This is a genomic window from Nisaea sp., from assembly GCF_040217065.1.
In the GTDB taxonomy this organism is placed as follows: domain Bacteria; phylum Pseudomonadota; class Alphaproteobacteria; order Thalassobaculales; family Thalassobaculaceae; genus Nisaea.
Map to the genome: position 1 here is coordinate 188,913 of NZ_JAVJNX010000009.1, position 15,034 is coordinate 203,946.

A 15,034-nucleotide genomic window follows, 5' to 3' on the forward strand; every position below is an offset into this window, starting at 1 on the left:
CGGGCGCTATTTCCCCCGCTTCAGCCATCGCGCCAGTCACAGCCCCGCTCCCCCCTCCAAAGGAGAGTCCGCGGATGGGGTGGATGTATGGCGCTGTCTGCATGACCGCGGGCATCGGTCTGGTGTCGCTGAATGACGGGATCGCGAAATGGCTGACCGATGTCTATCCGGTCGGGCAGGTCATCGCCCTGCGCGGCGTCCTGGTTCTGGTGATGATCTTCGGATTCGCCTTCATGACCGGACGCCGCCGCCAGCTGCGCGTCACCCATTGGCGTTTTCAGCTGGCCCGTGCCGTCATCATCGTTCTCAGTACCTACAGCTTCATCTGGGCCCTGAAGCTCATGGCAATCGCCGATGCAACTGCGATCGCGTTCGCCGGCCCGATCGTGACGGCAGCGCTCGTCGTCCCGCTTTTGGGCGAACAGGTCGGCTGGCGACGCTGGATGGCGATCCTGGTCGGCTTTTGCGGCGTGCTCGTCATGGTCAAACCCACACCGGAGACTTTCTCCGCCGTGGCGCTGCTGCCTCTCTTCGCCACCGTCATGGGGTCCTTCCGCGACATCGTCACCCGCAAGATGCACCTGACGGAGAGCACCCTCTCGATGCTGGCTGTCGGCATGTGTGTCGTCACCTTTTCCGGTTTCGCCAGCTATCCCTTCGTCGACTGGCAACCGGTCGCGATGAGCGACATCCTGCTGTTCAGCCTGAGCAGCATCTTTGTCGGCGCCGCACAGTTCCTCATGATCGAGGCATTCCGCTATAGCGAAGCCGGCTTCGTCACACCATTCAAATACACCAGCATGATCTGGGCGGTACTGATCGGTTTCTTCGTCTGGGGGGATGTCCCGGATCTCTGGATCCTGGGCGGAACGGTTCTGGTGATCGGCAGCGGGCTCTATATTTTGCACCGCGAACGCATGCGCAGGCAGTTGGCGATGGATACGTCACAGAGCTGAGGCGTCGGTCCGCTTGGGCGGAGTTTTCGGAGTGACGAACGTGTAGTCGCGCACACCGGCGGCCAGGGCAAAGCAGGCCAACTCCACGGCTTTGGGAATATCGAGCGACTCGCCGTCCCGCTCGCCCTTTTCATAATACTGGATCATGCGGCGCTTCAGGCCCAAGGCTTCCGCCATTTCCTTCTGCGACAGCTTCAGGAATTTTCTGAGTTTCTTGAATTCACCGGACGTCATGCCGCCTCCTTGAGAAGCGCATTATATGCGCATATCGAAGTGATGGCAGCGGGGAATTTCATTGGACAGACCAGACGGCGAGCCTCAGGCCGGGTGGCCCTGACATCTGCGCCGCGGCAAGAGGAAATGATGGCGACCCCGGCAGGACTCGAACCTGCAACCGTCGGATTAGAAGTCCGGTGCTCTATCCAGTTGAGCTACGGGGCCGCGAAGCAGGCCGGCTCAGTGCGTCCAGGTGCCCCAGGTCGCGAACCGGTCAGCGGCGAAGTTATCCGCGTAGGCTTTCGGTTTCAGTGCGCGTTTGTGGTCGCCCTGAACGATATAGTCGAGCCCGTTTTTCTTGGCGTAAGCGACCGCCTCTTCCTTGGTCTCGAAAGTCAGACGGACCTGGTTGTTGGTATCGCCGCTGCTGACCCAGCCCATCAGCGGTTCCGGCAACCGGGCGGTCTCGAGTGTCGGCTCCAGCACCCAGAGTTTTGTCTTCGCGCGCCCCGACTGCATGGCCGTCTTGCTCGGCCGGTAAATCCGCACTGACATATGAAAATCTCTCCTCGTCCCCGGAACCCTTACGAATTCTCCGTGCGCCCGAACAGGACACCTTGAGTTTCGTATCGCTCAAAGCCGATCGAAGGTCAATGCGGCAGACGCTCAGCGTTTCGGGCGGGTGATTTTCGGACCGAGTTTTCGATGACCTCTTTGGCCGTGTAGACCGCCGCACGGCAATTGGACAGCACGGGGTCACATAACAGGTCCCATTCACGAATTTCAGCGGAGGCTAAAATCCGGAGAGCGCTCGAAAACAAGTGAATGTGAATGGTCGGGGTGGACGGATTCGAACCGCCGGCCCTCTGCTCCCAAAGCAGATGCGCTACCAGGCTGCGCTACACCCCGACAAGGCCTGCGGACACGCGGGTCAGCTGGCGCACGGTAGGTAATGCTTTTAGTCGATTGGCGCAACACCGGAATGCGCCGCGAAATTCATTGGTCGGCTGGCAGGAGATCATGTTCCGCCCGGTCACCAATACGCAGACCAAGCCGGTCGGCTGTCCCGGCAACGACCTCGAGAACCGCCTTTACCCGGAAACGCGATGAAACCACGGCTGTCGAATGCGGCGTCGTGTGTTCCGCCATGTGCAGAATCGTCCCGTCCCGGTCGAGAAACAGCATATCCAGTGAAATCAGCGTGTTCTTCATCCACATGGAGATTTTCTTCCTGTCCGGATAGAGGAAGAGCATGCCGGCATCGGCGGCAAGATTCTTCCGGAACATCAGACCGGTCGCGCGCAATTCCGGCGTGTCGGCTACCTCGACCATAAAGACATGCCGGGTTTTCCCCTGATGGAGGACGAGCCGCGACAACTCTGCCGCAGAGACCACAGGGGCGAGAGATGCAAGCAGTCCGAACGCGAGAAGCACGCCGAATATCGTCTTGAAAGAGTGGGTCAAAAGAAGCGTTGCCTGTTCCGAACGAAATGGATTTCTCATCCGTTATTCGCCTTCCGCGCCAAATACAAGATCAATAGCCCGGTTCACCGAGCCGAGCGGACGAGGTTCTGTACTGTCTGACGCACATCTCCGTGCAATGGATCATCGGCAATTGTCATGAACCAGTGCTCGGGCGGATTGCGCCCGCGACTATGATTCCAGACCAGGCTGCGAAGAATGCTTTCAGCCTCATCGGTGATCGCCAGACTGCGCGGATCAACACCGTTGAGACGGGCCCAGATCCCGGTCCAGCAGCGGGCTACGGCCCATGGATTATAACCACCGCCGCCAACCACCAGCACCCGCGGCGCCAGCGACGAAAGACTGTCAACAGCATCCCATATAGCATTGTTCGAAAGAGATAATCTGCTTTGCGGGTCATCGGCCAGGGCATCGCACCCGCTCTGGATGACGATCGCATCCGGGCGGAAATCCTCCCCGATCGGCAGGATCGCTTCCTCGATCAGGAAACGAAGCTCGGAATCGTTCAGATCCCTCGGCACCGGGAAATTCCGGGCCATGCCGCCTGCCCTGTCTTCCGCCGGGCCGGTCCGGGGCCACCGGTCATCCTCATGAATGGAGATCGTCAGTACACGATCCTCATCATGAAAGGCATCCTGCACACCATCCCCGTGATGGGCATCGAGATCGACATAAAGGACGCGGGCCAGCCCGCCGTCGAGCATGGCCAGAATGCCGAGTACTGGATCGTTGAAATAACAGAACCCGTAGGCCATGGCCGGCCGCCCGTGGTGGGTGCCGCCCGCCAGGGAATGAATGGTCCCGCGCTCGACGGCGGCCAGCGTCCGCCCGGCCAGCAGGGACGCCCCGGCAGCCGTCGCCGGGCGACTGAATATCTCCGGAAAGACCGGGTTGCCGCTGCGGCCGATATTGTAGCGTTCCTTCGCGGCGTCGCTGACAAATCCATCCCGCTCGGCTGCGATGACAGCGGCAACGTAATCCGGGGCATGGAAGCGGGCGAGTTCATCCGCCGTCGCCATCGGGCTGTCGACGAAGCGGCTGTCGTCGAGCAGGTTGAGAGCGCGGGCAAGATCCATCACCGGCGTTACCCGCTGGATCGAGAGCGGGTGCGTCACGCCGTAGCGCGAGGTCCGGTAGATCTCGCTGCCGATCAGGATTGGGCGGTCAGGAAAAACATTCGGTATAGCGGGGTCCGGGAGACGCTGCGCCTGGGAAACGAGAGTGCTCATGCGGTCCGCCCGATCACAGCCCGCTGAGGCGCGATCGTCCCGTCCTCTTCCGGAAGCAGGAATTCCGGAAGGTCATAGGCCTGCAGGCTTTCCCAGTGCTGCTCCACGTCTTCCGCCATCAGATCGCGAACAATCCCCGAGACCAGGCGCGGAACGGCGAACTTCATCGCGTTGATCGAAGAGCCGGAGGGGCCAAAACTGAGCGTTGTACCAAAGGTGAAGAGGCGTACATGCCGTAACCAACCTGCTATCCCGGCATCCCGCTCCTGGAAGGCGTAGGTCGGATCGAGATAGGGAAAGGTATTCAGACGCGGGTTTTCCTCGCCGGCAGGCGGGGCGTAACGGTCGCCCCAGATGGCCGCCGTCGCTGCGATCTCGGAAAGCTCCGGCCGCGCCGAAAGATCGATCGAGAAACCGGTTCCGACGATCAGGAAATCCGCTTCCAGGGTGCCCTTCGGAGTCTCGATCTCGACCTGATCGCCGGTGATGGCACAGGACAGCCACGGAGAGCCGGTCAGGAGTTCGAAGTTCCGGTGCTTGGCAACCCGCTCCCAGGTCTCTTTCGGGAAGGCTTCCCGCAAGCTCAGCAGGTGGTTCATGAAGCGCCAGCGCCAAACATCGTCCAGATCCGCGAAATGGCCGAGAAAGCCGGGAAAGGACAGCCATTTGAAAGGCTGGACCCGCTGCAGCTCCGCGCGCCGGCAACAGACGCTCACCCGGGCGGCACCGGCCTCCAGCGCCGTCGCAGCATTGTCGAACGCCGACGCGCCGGCCCCCAGCACGGCCACACGGCGGCCGCGCAGCCTCCCGAAATCGATACTCTCAGACGCATGTGCCCAGAAACGCCGGTCGAGCGCGCTGATTTCCGGCGGTGTCCACCAGTTTCCGGGCGTTTCGATGCCGGTTGCGATCACGATTTTTCTGGCCAGAACCTGCTCCCGGATACCGGACTGCGCATGCACAAGATCCACGCGGATCAGATCTCCGTCCGGTGCGGGCGCAATCCGCTCCGCCGAGACCTCGTTTTCGATGGAGATATCGAGCACGCGACGCAGCCAGAGCAGGTAGCCAGCCCAGTCTTGCTTTGCAATCTTGTTGAGCTCCTCCCAGGCCGCACTTCCGTGCTGCGCGACGAACCAGGACCGGAACGCCAGCGAGGGAATATCAAGATCGGGGCCGTTGACCTCTTTCGGCGACCGCAGCGTAGGCATCCGCGCATAGGTCAGCCACGGGCCTTCCAACCCTTCCGGCGCGCGATCCACGATCCGGACACGCCCGATGCGGGCCCGCTTGAGAGCATGAGCGACGGCTAACCCGCCCTGCCCGCCGCCGACGACCAGCACATCGAGGACGGGGCGCCCATCCGCGCCCAGCCGCTCCGGCACCCATGCCGCGTCGGGATAGGAAATGGTCCGGAGATCCTCCGCGACCCGCGCTTCAAGTGCATCGAGTCCACTGACCAAGCCTGCGTCGCTCACATGATCCCCGCAAAAGAACGTGCTGTTTCTCCCGTCACTAGGTAGCGCGCTTTGGGGCTTCCATCCAGAGGGCGACGATCTGACGGCTTGCTAAGGGGATAAAGCTCGCCCATATTTGCCGAACATTCAGGGGAGCTGCATGGGCGGCTGAGAGGTTCCGGAAGGAACGACCCTAGACCTGATCCGGGTAATGCCGGCGTAGGGAGAGACAATGATCCAGCATAGCCTTTTCCGAAACATCTCGAACTTCCAGAGCCATGACGGCGGCACCGGCTCATGAACGCGGTTCGCGGATTGATCATATTCGCCGGGATACTGACTGCATGGCAGCTCGTCGTCAGCATCAGCGGCACGCCCGTCTACATCCTGCCAGGGCCGCTGCCCGTCGCCGAGGCCTGGATCCGTTCGGCATCCCTGATCGCCGGTCACGCATCGATTACGCTGGCCGAGATCCTGCTGGGCCTGGCATTGGGAACCCTTTTCGGCGGAACGACGGCCTTGATGCTGGCCTGGTCGGCCCGGATACGTCCGTGGCTGCTGCCGGTGCTGGTCATCAGTCAGGCCGTGCCGGTCTTCGCGCTGGCACCGATCCTGGTGCTCTGGCTCGGTTACGGCATGGCGTCAAAGGTGGCCATGGCCGCGCTGATCATCTTTTTTCCGGTTACGGCGGCGATGTATGACGGCCTGCGCCGGACCGATCCGCTCTTCATCGACTGCGCCCGCACACTCGGCGCCAGCCGGCTCGAGCTGCTGCTGCATGTCCGGCTGCCTGCCGCCCTGCCCGCCTTTGCCTCCGGACTGCGCGTGGCAACGGCCGTGGCGCCAATCGGCGCGATCGTTGGCGAATGGGTCGGCTCCAGCGCGGGGCTCGGCTACCTGATGCTGCATGCCAATGCGCGGCTGCAGATCGACGTCATGTTCGCCGCCCTCTTCACCCTCTCGATCCTTGCCATTGCACTTTACTACGGGGTCGATTTCCTGCTCAGGGCCGCCATGCCCTGGCAAGCCGGCGAAGCCCGGCCAACACCGCATACTGGAGGATTCTAAATGTTAACCCGGACCGCCGCGCTGCTCGTCGCGCTGTCTTTCCTCGGCGCCGCGCCTGTCCAAGCGGCCGACAAACTCACCGTGCTGCTGGACTGGTTCGTCAACCCGGATCACGGCCCCCTGATCGTCGCCGACAAAAAGGGATTCTTTGCCGATGAAGGTCTTGAAGTCGAGCTGATCGCTCCAGCCGATCCGAACGATCCGCCGAAGCTGGTTGCCGCGCAGAAGGCCGATATCGCGGTGTCCTACCAGCCGCAGCTGCACATTCAGGCTGCCGAAGGATTGCCGCTGGTGCGGTTCGGCACGCTGGTCGCCACTCCCCTGAACACGCTCGTCGTCCTCAAGGACGGTCCAGTGAAGTCCATTGCCGATCTGAAGGGACGCAAGGTCGGGTACTCGGTCGGTGGCTTCGAGGACGCGCTGCTCGGCGCCATGCTGACGAAGCACGGGCTGACGCTCTCGGATGTCGAGTTGATCAACGTGAACTTCTCGCTCTCTCCCTCGATCATCTCGGGACAGGTCGACGCGGTGATCGGCGCCTTTCGGAATTTCGAGCTGAACCAGATGGACATCGTCGGCAAACCTGGCCGGGCTTTCTTCGTCGAGGAAGAAGGTGTGCCGCCCTATGACGAGCTGATCTACATCGCGCACAAGGATCGCCTCGCCGACCCGCGCCTGAAAAAGTTCCTCGCCGCCGTGGAGCGTGCGACCCAATACATCGTCAATCATCCAGACGATGCCTGGGCCGCCTTCATCGATGGCCGCACGGAGCTCGACGACGAGCTGAACAAGCGGGCCTGGCAGGACACCCTGCCCCGGTTCGCACTGCGTCCTGCCGCGCTTGATCGTGGACGCTACGAGCGTTTTGCTGCCTTCATGAAAGAAAGCGGTCTGGTCAATAAAGACGTAAAAACAGAACTCTACGCGACAGAGCTACAGTAGAACACAGGTCCCGGGCATTGACCGCAATGCCCGGGACCGACTGGCCGGCCGATTACTCCGCCGCTGCTTGACCGGCACGCGTGCTGTCGACAAACCCCATATAGAGTTGCCGCGCCCGCTCAAACACCGGCCCCGGCGTCAGGGCACGATCCTCGAACCTGTTGATCGCCTGGATCTTCCCGAAATTGCCGCAGACGATAATCTCGTCGGCTGCATGCACGTCCGCCACTGTCAGCGTGGCTTCCTCGACCGGAATACCGTCTTCCCGCAACAAACCGATCAGGCGCCGCCGGGTGATGCCGGAGAGAAAGGTGCCGTTCGCTGCCGGTGTCCGCGCCACGCCGTCCTTCACGATCCAGATATTGGCCGTCGAGAACTCTGCGATATTGCCATTCGGGTCGAGCATGAGCGGCAGATCGAAGCCGCGATCCCTGGCTTCCTTCAAAGCGCGCTGCCCATTCGGATAAAGCGCGCCTGTCTTGGCGTCCGTCGGCGCCTGATCGGTGGCACAGCGCCGGAAGCTGGAAAGACAGGCCGATCCGGCGACGGCATCCGGTAACGGCGCCTCGAACACGGCAAGCACGAATTCCGTGTCGTTGCCTTCCGGCGTCACCCCCTGACCGGTGGAGAAAAACATCGGCCGGATATAATAATCCAGATTCTGCGGCAGCCGTTGCACAGCCTCCCGGCAGAGAGCCTCGATCTCAGCCGGCTCCAGCCCCGGCGACAGCAGCATCGCCTTTGCCGAGCGAACGACCCGCTGACAATGCAGATCGATGTCGGGCAGCGCGCCCTTGATGGCGCGCGCACCGTCGAAAACGGTGCTTGCCGACCAGAATGATATCTGCAGCGGGCCCGACAACATGGGTTCGTTTGATAACCATTCTCCGCGATACCAGAATATTTGTTTCATTTGCTGACCTCCACACGCAACATAATAGGACAATAATATTGACCTTTATGGTGCGCAAGACCAGCCGAAACTTGTCATGGTGACAATCGGAAACCCGGGTTGATACGCGTATTATCGCCGTTCAGGTGTCAGTGTCGGGTACCACGCTGGCGGCGATGGTTCCATCCAGCGCCTCATACTCTCCGTAACCGATATGTTCGTAGATATCCTTCCGGGTCATCAGGCGGTCGAGGAAGCCTTCCTGGCCGCCATGTTCCGCCAGGTGCTTATAGAGCGCGCGGACGATGCCGGCTTCGGCCCGGAGCGATGTTACCGGCCAGATGACCATGCTGAAGCCCCATTCCTCGAACTGCTCGGCTGTGAAATAGGGCGTCTTTCCGAATTCCGTCATGTTCGCCAGCAGCGGAACATCGAGCGCGTCGGAGAAGGCCCGGAAGTGCGCTTCTTCCGTCAGGGCCTCCGGAAAGATGGCGTCTGCTCCTGCCGCCACATAGGCCCGGGCCCGGGCGATTGCCGCCTCAAGGCCTTCGGACGCCATCGCATCCGTCCGGGCGATGATGCGCAGATGCTGGCGCGCTTTCCGCGCGGCGGCGATCTTGGCGCACATGGAGGCGGTGTCGCTCAGCCGCTTGTCCGACAGATGGCCGCACTTTTTCGGCAATATCTGATCCTCGAGTTGAACCGCCGCCGCGCCGGCCTCTTCCAGCTCGCGGCACAACCGCATGACGTTCAGCGCTTCGCCGTATCCGGTATCGCCGTCGACAATGAGGGGAAGCTGGGAGGCACGGACGATGGCGCGAACCTGGTGGACCAGCTCCTCCATGGTCATCATGCCGAGATCCGGGAGCGCCAGGCTGGCGGATAGTGCACCACCGGAAAGATAGAGCGATTCGAACCCGGTATCGCGCGCAATGACAGCAGAAAGCGCATCATGCGCGCCTGGGATACGCAGAATTTCCCGTTTGTGCCAAAGCGCGGCAAGTCGATCTCCCGCCGGAATTGCCACCTGTTTTTGCAGGAGCCATGCCATATTTCGTCTTCCCTTGGTTGCGCCGTCTTGCCGGGCGTTTCGCTGATAATTTACTGCTTCGAAGATTGCACTCAGCAGTGCCCTCGTGTCATTGCATTGTCATCGCTATATTGACAATGCTGGCGTGCTGTCGGATTGGTTCCTGGTACACCAGACCGCAGTCTGCGGACTGAAAGAAACTGGTTGATGAACGCGAGGGAGACGCGTCGATGAGGCACATCTTAGGTCTGGGGGCGAGCCTTGCCGCTTTCTGGATGCTGTTGTCCGGTTCGATCAGTCTCGACCACACCCTGGTTCTCTGGTTAGGCATCGCTTCGGTAGTCGTCACCGTTCTGCTCGCCATACGCATGGACCGGCTTGACGGGTTTCCCGTCTCGATCCGTCTCGGTCCGAAGTTGGTTCAGTACTGGCTCTGGCTGGCGAAAGAGATCGGCAAGGCCAATATGGACGTCGCCAAGATCGTTCTTTCCCCGAACATGCAGATCTCCCCGCGCTTGGTGCGAGTGAAAGCCAGCCAGAAGACCGATGTCGGCATTGCCACCTTCGCCAATTCCATCACGCTGACGCCGGGCACCGTCTCCGTCGATATCGACGATGACGAGATCCTGGTGCATGCGATCACCGACGACATGGCGCGCGGTCTGATCGAGAGCGACATGGATGCACGGGTTTCGGCTGTGGAGTTGAAGTACCGATGATGTTTGCCGCCGCCGCCGCCGGCCTGATCATTCCGATGCTTATGGTGCTGGCTCGCGCCCTCGCCGGTCCGACCCTCTATGACCGGGTCCTGGCCGGCAACAGCTTTGGCACCAAGACCGTGCTGCTGATCGCCGTCCTCGGCTTTATCGGCGGCCGGCCGGACTTTCTGGACATCGCCCTTCTCTATGCCCTGATGAATTTCGTCGGCACCATCGCGATCCTGAAATTTTTCCGCTACCGCAATCTCGGCATCGCCGATCGCGGGGATGGCGGAAGCGAGGGAGCCGCCTGATGGAAATGATCGTCGATCTGGCATCCTGGGCCTTCATTCTGGCCGGGGTTTTCTTCATCTTCACGGGCACGCTGGGCATGCTGCGGCTGCCTGACTTTTATACCCGTCTGCACGCCGCCGGCATCACCGACACGCTCGGCACGGAACTGTTGCTGATCGCCATGATGCTGCAGGCCGGATGGTCCATCGTCACAATCAAGCTGCTGATGATCTCGCTGTTCATCTTCTTTACCAGCCCGACAGCGACCCATGCCCTGGCCAATGCGGCCAATGCCGTCGGCCTGCGGCCGTTTGGGGTGCCGGAAGCAGACCTTCGGCCGAATAAGACGGGGGACGCGTGATGGGATCTGGCATCGTCAATGTTGCCGTCGATATTTCGCTGATGACCCTGCTCGGCATCACGGCGATCGGCATCGTACGCTCCCGCCATCTGTTCGCCACGGCCATGCTGTCCGGCATCTACAGCCTGATCTCTGCTGCCCTGTTCGTAACGCTGGATGCGGTTGATGTCGCCTTCACCGAGGCGGCCGTGGGCGCCGGCATTTCCACGGTGCTGATGCTGGGGGCAATGACTTTGACCCGGCGCACCGAGAAACACGCCATCAAGCTTAGTGTCGGCCCCTTTCTGGTTACCGTGGCCATCGGCGCCGCGCTGATTTACGGCACGGTCGACATGCCGCCTTTCGGCTCCACTGAGGCGGCCGGCTTCAATCACATCGTGCCGGAATATATCGAAGGCTCCCGCAACGACATCCAGGTGCCGAACATTGTCACCTCAATCCTGGCCAGCTATCGCGGTTTCGATACGCTCGGCGAAGTGGCGGTGATCTTCGCGGCCGGAATCGGCGTGATGTTCCTGATCGGGCGCCGGCGCCGCGATGACGAAGCGGACGACGGGGCGCCGCGCGAAAAGGGAGAGGATGCATGAGACATCATCTGATCCTGCGGGTGGTCTCCAAACTGCTCATCCCCTTCATCCTGCTCTACGCGCTTTATGTGCAGTTCCACGGCGATTACGGACCCGGCGGGGGCTTCCAGGCCGGCGTGATTTTTGGCGCGGCCTTCGTGCTCTATGCCCTGATCTTCGGTGTCCAGGCAGCCCGCAAGGCATTCCCGGACAGCTGGCTCGCCATCATGGTTCCGCTCGGCCTGCTGATATTCGCCGGCACCGGCGTGGCATCGCTCCTGCTCGGTGGTACGTTCCTCGACTATGACGTTCTCGCAGCCACCCCGACAGGCGGTCAGCATCTCGGCATTATTCTCGTCGAATTCGGCGTCGGCGTGACGGTCACCGGCGTGATAATCGCGGTCTTTTTCGCCTATGCGGGCCGGACCCACGAAATTCAGGATGACGACTGGTAAGCCATGCTCGAGTTGTTCCTAGACAAGTATAACTACTGGATCGTTATCGTCCTGATGATGATCGGACTATACATCGTCATCGCCCGTGGCAATCTGGTGAAGAAGATGGTCGGCCTGAACGTTTTCCAGACCTCCGTCTTCATTTTCTACATATCGCTGGCCAAGGCGGAAGGCGGGACGGCGCCGATCCTGACCGGCAAGCCGGAGCTGTTCTCCAACCCGTTGCCGCATGTGCTGATCCTGACCGCCATTGTCGTCGGCATCGCGACGACCGCGCTGGGGCTGGCGCTGGTCGTGCGCATCCAGGAGAGCTACGACACAATCGAGGAAGATGACCTCGACGAAATGAACAAGACCGTCGTCGACCGCGAACGCGGGCGCCTGAGCACAGGAGACTCTGCCTGATGATCGCCGTCGACCATTTGCCGATCCTCCAAGTCGTCGGTCCGCTGATCGCGGCCCCGGTCTGCAGTCTTCTCCGGGCCCGCAACCTGGCCTGGTTCTTTACGCTGCTGGTCAGCATCGCTGCCTTCCTGTGCAGCATCTATCTGCTGAACACCGTGATCGAGACCGGGCCGATCAGTTACGAGATCGGTGGCTGGGCGGCTCCGCTCGGGATCGAATACCGGGTCGATGCGAGCAACGGGCTTGTGCTGCTCATCATTTCCGGGATTTCCGCCGTCGTTCTGCCCTTTGCCAAGCGCAGCTTCGAGCTGGAAGTCCCTGTAGAACAACACTCCCTTCTCTATACCGCTTACATTCTCTGCCTTACCGGTTTGCTCGGCATCACGGCCACGGCGGATGCGTTCAACGTCTTCGTTTTCCTCGAGATTTCCTCGCTGGCGACCTATGTGCTGGTTTCCGCCGGCGCCAAGCAGGACCGGCGCGCCCTGACAGCTGCCTATAATTACCTGATCCTGGGCACCGTAGGCGCGACCTTCTTCGTCATCGGCGTCGGCCTGCTCTACATGGCGACCGGCACACTGAACATGACCGATCTGGCCGCGCGTATCGGCCCTGTCGGCACCTCACGCACGCTGGATGTCGGCTTTGCCTTCATCGTCATCGGGTTGTCCCTGAAACTGGCGCTGTTTCCGCTGCACGCATGGTTGCCGAACGCCTATACCTACGCGCCAAGCGCGGTGACGGCCTTCCTGGCCGCGACGGCGACCAAGGCAGCCGTCTATCTGCTGCTGCGGTTCTCCTTCACAATCTTCGGGTCCGGCTCCGCCTTCCTGGCCCCGATGGTCGGCTATGTCGCCCTGCCGATGGCGCTGGCCGCCATGTTCGCCGGCTCCATCGCGGCGATCTATCAGTACAATCTGAAGCGCATGCTGGCCTATTCGAGCGTGGCCCAGATCGGCTACATGGTGCTTGGCATCAGCTTCCTCAGCGTCACCGGCCTGACGGCAAGCATGCTGCACCTGTTCAATCACGCGCTGATGAAAGGCGCGCTGTTCATGGCGCTGGGCTGTGTCTTCTTCCGTATCCGCTCGGTGCATATAGCCGACATGGCCGGGATCGGCCGGCAGATGCCGTGGACCATGGCGGCTTTCGTGATTGGCGGTCTCAGCCTGATCGGTGTGCCGCTAACGGTCGGCTTTATCAGCAAATGGTACCTGATCTCCGCGGCCATCGAGCAGGAGGCCTGGATCATTATCGTCCTGATCGTCGCCAGTTCCCTGCTCGCCGTGATCTATATCTGGCGCGTCATCGAGGCGGCCTATCTGATGGACCCGCTGCCCGGCCGCGCGGTAACGGAAGCGCCGCTCTCCATGCTGCTGCCGACCTGGGTTCTGGTTCTTGCCAATATCTATTTCGGGATTGATGCCAGCCTCACGACCCGGGTTGCCCGGGTGGCGGCCGAGGGCCTTGCGGGAGTGGTGCAATGAGCATGGAGACCGCTCTTCTCGCCACGATTTTCCTGCCGCTCGTCGGCATGGTGCTGATCTGGCTGACCGGAAATGTGCCGAATTTGCGCGAGGCGGTAACGCTTGTAACCGCCATCGTGCTGTTCACCATCGTGCTGTCCCTGCTCGACGCGGTAATGGCCGGGGAGCGGCCGGAGCTGACCCTGCTCGAAGTCATGCCGGGCCTGAAGATCGCCTTTGCAGTCGAACCGCTCGGCATGCTGTTCGCCTGCATCGCCTCCGGCCTCTGGATCGTGAATTCGCTTTATTCCATTGGCTATATGCGCGGTAACGACGAGAAGAAGCAGACCCGCTTCTACATGTGTTTCACGATCGCCATATCCAGCGCCATGGGTATCGCCTTCGCCGGCAACATGTTCACGCTGTTCATCTTTTACGAAGCACTGACACTCTCGACCTATCCGCTGGTCGCCCACAAGGAGACCCCAGATGCCAAGCGAGGCGCGCGGATCTATATCGGCATCCTGATCGGCACTTCCATCGGGCTGCAGCTCGCCGCCGTGATCTGGACCTGGATCGCCGCCGGCACTCTGGACTTCACCAAGGGCGGAATTCTTGCGGACAAGGTCGAACCGGTGCTGCTGCCCTTCCTGCTGGCGCTCTACATGTTCGGTATCGGCAAGGCGGCCCTGATGCCGTTCCACCGCTGGCTGCCGGCCGCCATGGTGGCGCCGACTCCGGTCAGCGCCCTGCTGCATGCGGTCGCGGTCGTGAAGGCGGGCGTCTTCACCGTGCTGAAGGTGGTGGTCTATATCTTCGGCATCGATTTGCTGGCCGAGACCGGAGCGGCGCACTGGCTGATCTGGGTCGCCTCCTTCACCGTGCTGGCGGCGTCCCTCGTCGCCATGAGCAAGGACAACCTGAAGGCCCGGCTGGCCTATTCGACCATCAGTCAGCTCGGCTATATCGTGCTCGGCGCAGCGCTGGCCAACCATTATGCGATCCTCGGCGGCGCGTTGCATATCGCCACTCACGCCTTCGGCAAGATCACCCTGTTCATGTGCGCCGGCGCAATCTATGTGGCCACCCACAAGACAGAGATCAGCGACATGCGGGGGCTCGGCCGGGCCATGCCCTTCACCTTTGGCGCCTTCTGTATCGGCGCCTTTTCGATCATCGGCCTGCCGCCTTTCGCGGGCACCTGGAGCAAGTGGTATCTTGCGCTTGGAGCTGTGGAAACCGGCATGCTTGTCGTGGTCGCGGTGTACATGATCAGCTCGCTGCTCAACATTGCCTATCTTATACCGATCGTGGCGCGCGGCTTCTTCCGTCCGTCGCCCGCTCTGGCCACAGCGTCCGCTGGGGCCGCCGTCGCACCGACCAAAGGTGGAATGCAGGAAGCACCCTTCTTCTGCGTGCTGCCGCCCTGCCTGACGGCTTTGGGCTGTCTCATCCTGTTTTTCTACGCGGACGCGATCATCGCGTTGCTGCGCCCAATCGTTGAGGGAGGCTGA

18 protein-coding genes, 2 tRNA genes and 1 riboswitch are annotated in these 15,034 nt (G+C 61.5%); of the genes, 11 read left to right on the forward strand and 9 right to left on the reverse strand.

Translation table 11 applies throughout. From position 1 onward, the window contains the following. Window positions 1-74: 74 nt before the first annotated feature. Complete coding sequence (locus tag RH950_RS13175; protein ID WP_350057462.1) at window positions 75-956, forward strand: DMT family transporter; 882 nt, start codon at window positions 75-77, stop codon at window positions 954-956. On the opposite strand, the gene RH950_RS13180 is transcribed toward RH950_RS13175, so the two are convergent. The 7 genes from RH950_RS13180 to RH950_RS13210 all read right to left on the reverse strand — a co-directional run bounded on the left by RH950_RS13180 (window position 945) and on the right by RH950_RS13210 (window position 5,364). Continuing rightward, the gene (locus tag RH950_RS13180; RefSeq protein WP_350057464.1) at window positions 945-1,190 is read right to left on the reverse strand and encodes a helix-turn-helix transcriptional regulator; all 246 of its coding nucleotides are present in this window, start codon (window positions 1,188-1,190) and stop codon (window positions 945-947) included. The genes RH950_RS13175 and RH950_RS13180 overlap by 12 nt on opposite strands. Window positions 1,191-1,320: 130 nt before the next feature. Next, window positions 1,321-1,397 (reverse strand) — tRNA-Arg (locus RH950_RS13185). A 15-nt stretch (window positions 1,398-1,412) separates the two neighbouring features. Next, window positions 1,413-1,727, reverse strand: a complete 315-nt coding sequence (locus tag RH950_RS13190) for an ETC complex I subunit (protein ID WP_350057466.1) — start codon at window positions 1,725-1,727, stop codon at window positions 1,413-1,415. A 277-nt stretch (window positions 1,728-2,004) separates the two neighbouring features. Further along, window positions 2,005-2,081 (reverse strand) — tRNA-Pro (locus tag RH950_RS13195). A gap of 87 nt (window positions 2,082-2,168) precedes the next feature. Further along, window positions 2,169-2,675: a DUF192 domain-containing protein gene (locus tag RH950_RS13200; protein WP_502889771.1), complete on the reverse strand. Its 507-nt coding sequence runs from the start codon at window positions 2,673-2,675 to the stop codon at window positions 2,169-2,171. Window positions 2,676-2,719: 44 nt separating this feature from the next. After that, entirely contained in the window at window positions 2,720-3,886 is a 1,167-nt protein-coding gene (locus tag RH950_RS13205; RefSeq protein WP_350057470.1) for an acetoin utilization protein AcuC, read from the reverse strand. After that, window positions 3,883-5,364, reverse strand: coding sequence for an NAD(P)-binding domain-containing protein (locus tag RH950_RS13210; RefSeq protein WP_350057472.1), 1,482 nt, complete (start codon window positions 5,362-5,364; stop codon window positions 3,883-3,885). Before RH950_RS13210 ends, RH950_RS13205 begins: the two co-directional genes overlap by 4 nt. Window positions 5,365-5,482: 118 nt before the next feature. Then, a riboswitch (TPP riboswitch) is annotated at window positions 5,483-5,586 on the forward strand. A gap of 54 nt (window positions 5,587-5,640) precedes the next feature. On the opposite strand from RH950_RS13210, the gene RH950_RS13215 reads away from it, so the two are divergent. Then, window positions 5,641-6,411 carry an ABC transporter permease gene (locus tag RH950_RS13215; protein WP_350057474.1) on the forward strand — a complete coding sequence of 257 codons (771 nt, stop codon included), beginning with the start codon at window positions 5,641-5,643 and terminating at the stop codon, window positions 6,409-6,411. After that, window positions 6,412-7,353, forward strand: coding sequence for an ABC transporter substrate-binding protein (locus RH950_RS13220; protein WP_350057475.1), 942 nt, complete (start codon window positions 6,412-6,414; stop codon window positions 7,351-7,353). Window positions 7,354-7,405: 52 nt separating this feature from the next. Here RH950_RS13220 and RH950_RS13225 read toward each other — a convergent pair whose 3' ends face one another. Then, window positions 7,406-8,266, reverse strand: coding sequence for a branched-chain amino acid aminotransferase (locus RH950_RS13225; RefSeq protein WP_350057477.1), 861 nt, complete (start codon window positions 8,264-8,266; stop codon window positions 7,406-7,408). Between the two features lie 121 nt (window positions 8,267-8,387). Beyond that, on the reverse strand, window positions 8,388-9,296 hold the full coding sequence (gene prpB / locus RH950_RS13230; protein ID WP_350057479.1) for a methylisocitrate lyase: 909 nt from the start codon (window positions 9,294-9,296) through the stop codon (window positions 8,388-8,390). Between the two features lie 209 nt (window positions 9,297-9,505). On the opposite strand from prpB, the gene RH950_RS13235 reads away from it, so the two are divergent. The 8 genes from RH950_RS13235 to RH950_RS13270 are packed head-to-tail and all read left to right on the forward strand — an operon-like array spanning window position 9,506 to window position 15,034. Next, a complete protein-coding gene (locus RH950_RS13235) occupies window positions 9,506-9,994 on the forward strand; it encodes a Na+/H+ antiporter subunit E (protein ID WP_350057481.1) in 489 nt (162 codons plus the stop codon). Beyond that, window positions 9,991-10,287, forward strand: a complete 297-nt coding sequence (locus RH950_RS13240) for an MrpF/PhaF family protein (RefSeq protein ID WP_350057483.1) — start codon at window positions 9,991-9,993, stop codon at window positions 10,285-10,287. The genes RH950_RS13235 and RH950_RS13240 overlap by 4 nt, the downstream gene beginning before the upstream one ends. Then, on the forward strand, window positions 10,287-10,628 hold the full coding sequence (gene mnhG / locus RH950_RS13245) for a monovalent cation/H(+) antiporter subunit G (RefSeq protein ID WP_350057485.1): 342 nt from the start codon (window positions 10,287-10,289) through the stop codon (window positions 10,626-10,628). Before RH950_RS13240 ends, mnhG begins: the two co-directional genes overlap by 1 nt. After that, complete coding sequence (locus RH950_RS13250; RefSeq protein ID WP_350057487.1) at window positions 10,628-11,215, forward strand: DUF4040 domain-containing protein; 588 nt, start codon at window positions 10,628-10,630, stop codon at window positions 11,213-11,215. Before mnhG ends, RH950_RS13250 begins: the two co-directional genes overlap by 1 nt. After that, window positions 11,212-11,649 carry a Na(+)/H(+) antiporter subunit B gene (locus RH950_RS13255; RefSeq protein ID WP_350057489.1) on the forward strand — a complete coding sequence of 146 codons (438 nt, stop codon included), beginning with the start codon at window positions 11,212-11,214 and terminating at the stop codon, window positions 11,647-11,649. The genes RH950_RS13250 and RH950_RS13255 overlap by 4 nt, the downstream gene beginning before the upstream one ends. A gap of 3 nt (window positions 11,650-11,652) precedes the next feature. Then, entirely contained in the window at window positions 11,653-12,054 is a 402-nt protein-coding gene (locus tag RH950_RS13260; RefSeq protein ID WP_350057491.1) for a cation:proton antiporter subunit C, read from the forward strand. Next, a complete protein-coding gene (locus RH950_RS13265; RefSeq protein WP_350057493.1) occupies window positions 12,054-13,541 on the forward strand; it encodes a monovalent cation/H+ antiporter subunit D family protein in 1,488 nt (495 codons plus the stop codon). Before RH950_RS13260 ends, RH950_RS13265 begins: the two co-directional genes overlap by 1 nt. After that, the gene (locus tag RH950_RS13270; protein WP_350057495.1) at window positions 13,538-15,034 is read left to right on the forward strand and encodes a monovalent cation/H+ antiporter subunit D family protein; all 1,497 of its coding nucleotides are present in this window, start codon (window positions 13,538-13,540) and stop codon (window positions 15,032-15,034) included. Before RH950_RS13265 ends, RH950_RS13270 begins: the two co-directional genes overlap by 4 nt.

Bases quoted from the DNA above. Each gene is read 5' to 3' on its own strand.
- RH950_RS13175 (WP_350057462.1), top strand. From the start codon at position 75: ATGGGGTGGATGTATGGCGCTGTCTGCATGACCGCGGGCATCGGTCTG.
- RH950_RS13180 (WP_350057464.1), bottom strand. From the start codon at position 1,190: ATGACGTCCGGTGAATTCAAGAAACTCAGAAAATTCCTGAAGCTGTCG.
- RH950_RS13190 (WP_350057466.1), bottom strand. From the start codon at position 1,727: ATGTCAGTGCGGATTTACCGGCCGAGCAAGACGGCCATGCAGTCGGGG.
- RH950_RS13200 (WP_502889771.1), bottom strand. From the start codon at position 2,675: ATGAGAAATCCATTTCGTTCGGAACAGGCAACGCTTCTTTTGACCCAC.
- RH950_RS13205 (WP_350057470.1), bottom strand. From the start codon at position 3,886: ATGAGCACTCTCGTTTCCCAGGCGCAGCGTCTCCCGGACCCCGCTATA.
- RH950_RS13215 (WP_350057474.1), top strand. From the start codon at position 5,641: ATGAACGCGGTTCGCGGATTGATCATATTCGCCGGGATACTGACTGCA.
- RH950_RS13220 (WP_350057475.1), top strand. From the start codon at position 6,412: ATGTTAACCCGGACCGCCGCGCTGCTCGTCGCGCTGTCTTTCCTCGGC.
- RH950_RS13225 (WP_350057477.1), bottom strand. From the start codon at position 8,266: ATGAAACAAATATTCTGGTATCGCGGAGAATGGTTATCAAACGAACCC.
- prpB (WP_350057479.1), bottom strand. From the start codon at position 9,296: ATGGCATGGCTCCTGCAAAAACAGGTGGCAATTCCGGCGGGAGATCGA.
- RH950_RS13235 (WP_350057481.1), top strand. From the start codon at position 9,506: ATGAGGCACATCTTAGGTCTGGGGGCGAGCCTTGCCGCTTTCTGGATG.
- RH950_RS13240 (WP_350057483.1), top strand. From the start codon at position 9,991: ATGATGTTTGCCGCCGCCGCCGCCGGCCTGATCATTCCGATGCTTATG.
- mnhG (WP_350057485.1), top strand. From the start codon at position 10,287: ATGGAAATGATCGTCGATCTGGCATCCTGGGCCTTCATTCTGGCCGGG.
- RH950_RS13250 (WP_350057487.1), top strand. From the start codon at position 10,628: ATGGGATCTGGCATCGTCAATGTTGCCGTCGATATTTCGCTGATGACC.
- RH950_RS13255 (WP_350057489.1), top strand. From the start codon at position 11,212: ATGAGACATCATCTGATCCTGCGGGTGGTCTCCAAACTGCTCATCCCC.
- RH950_RS13260 (WP_350057491.1), top strand. From the start codon at position 11,653: ATGCTCGAGTTGTTCCTAGACAAGTATAACTACTGGATCGTTATCGTC.
- RH950_RS13265 (WP_350057493.1), top strand. From the start codon at position 12,054: ATGATCGCCGTCGACCATTTGCCGATCCTCCAAGTCGTCGGTCCGCTG.
- RH950_RS13270 (WP_350057495.1), top strand. From the start codon at position 13,538: ATGAGCATGGAGACCGCTCTTCTCGCCACGATTTTCCTGCCGCTCGTC.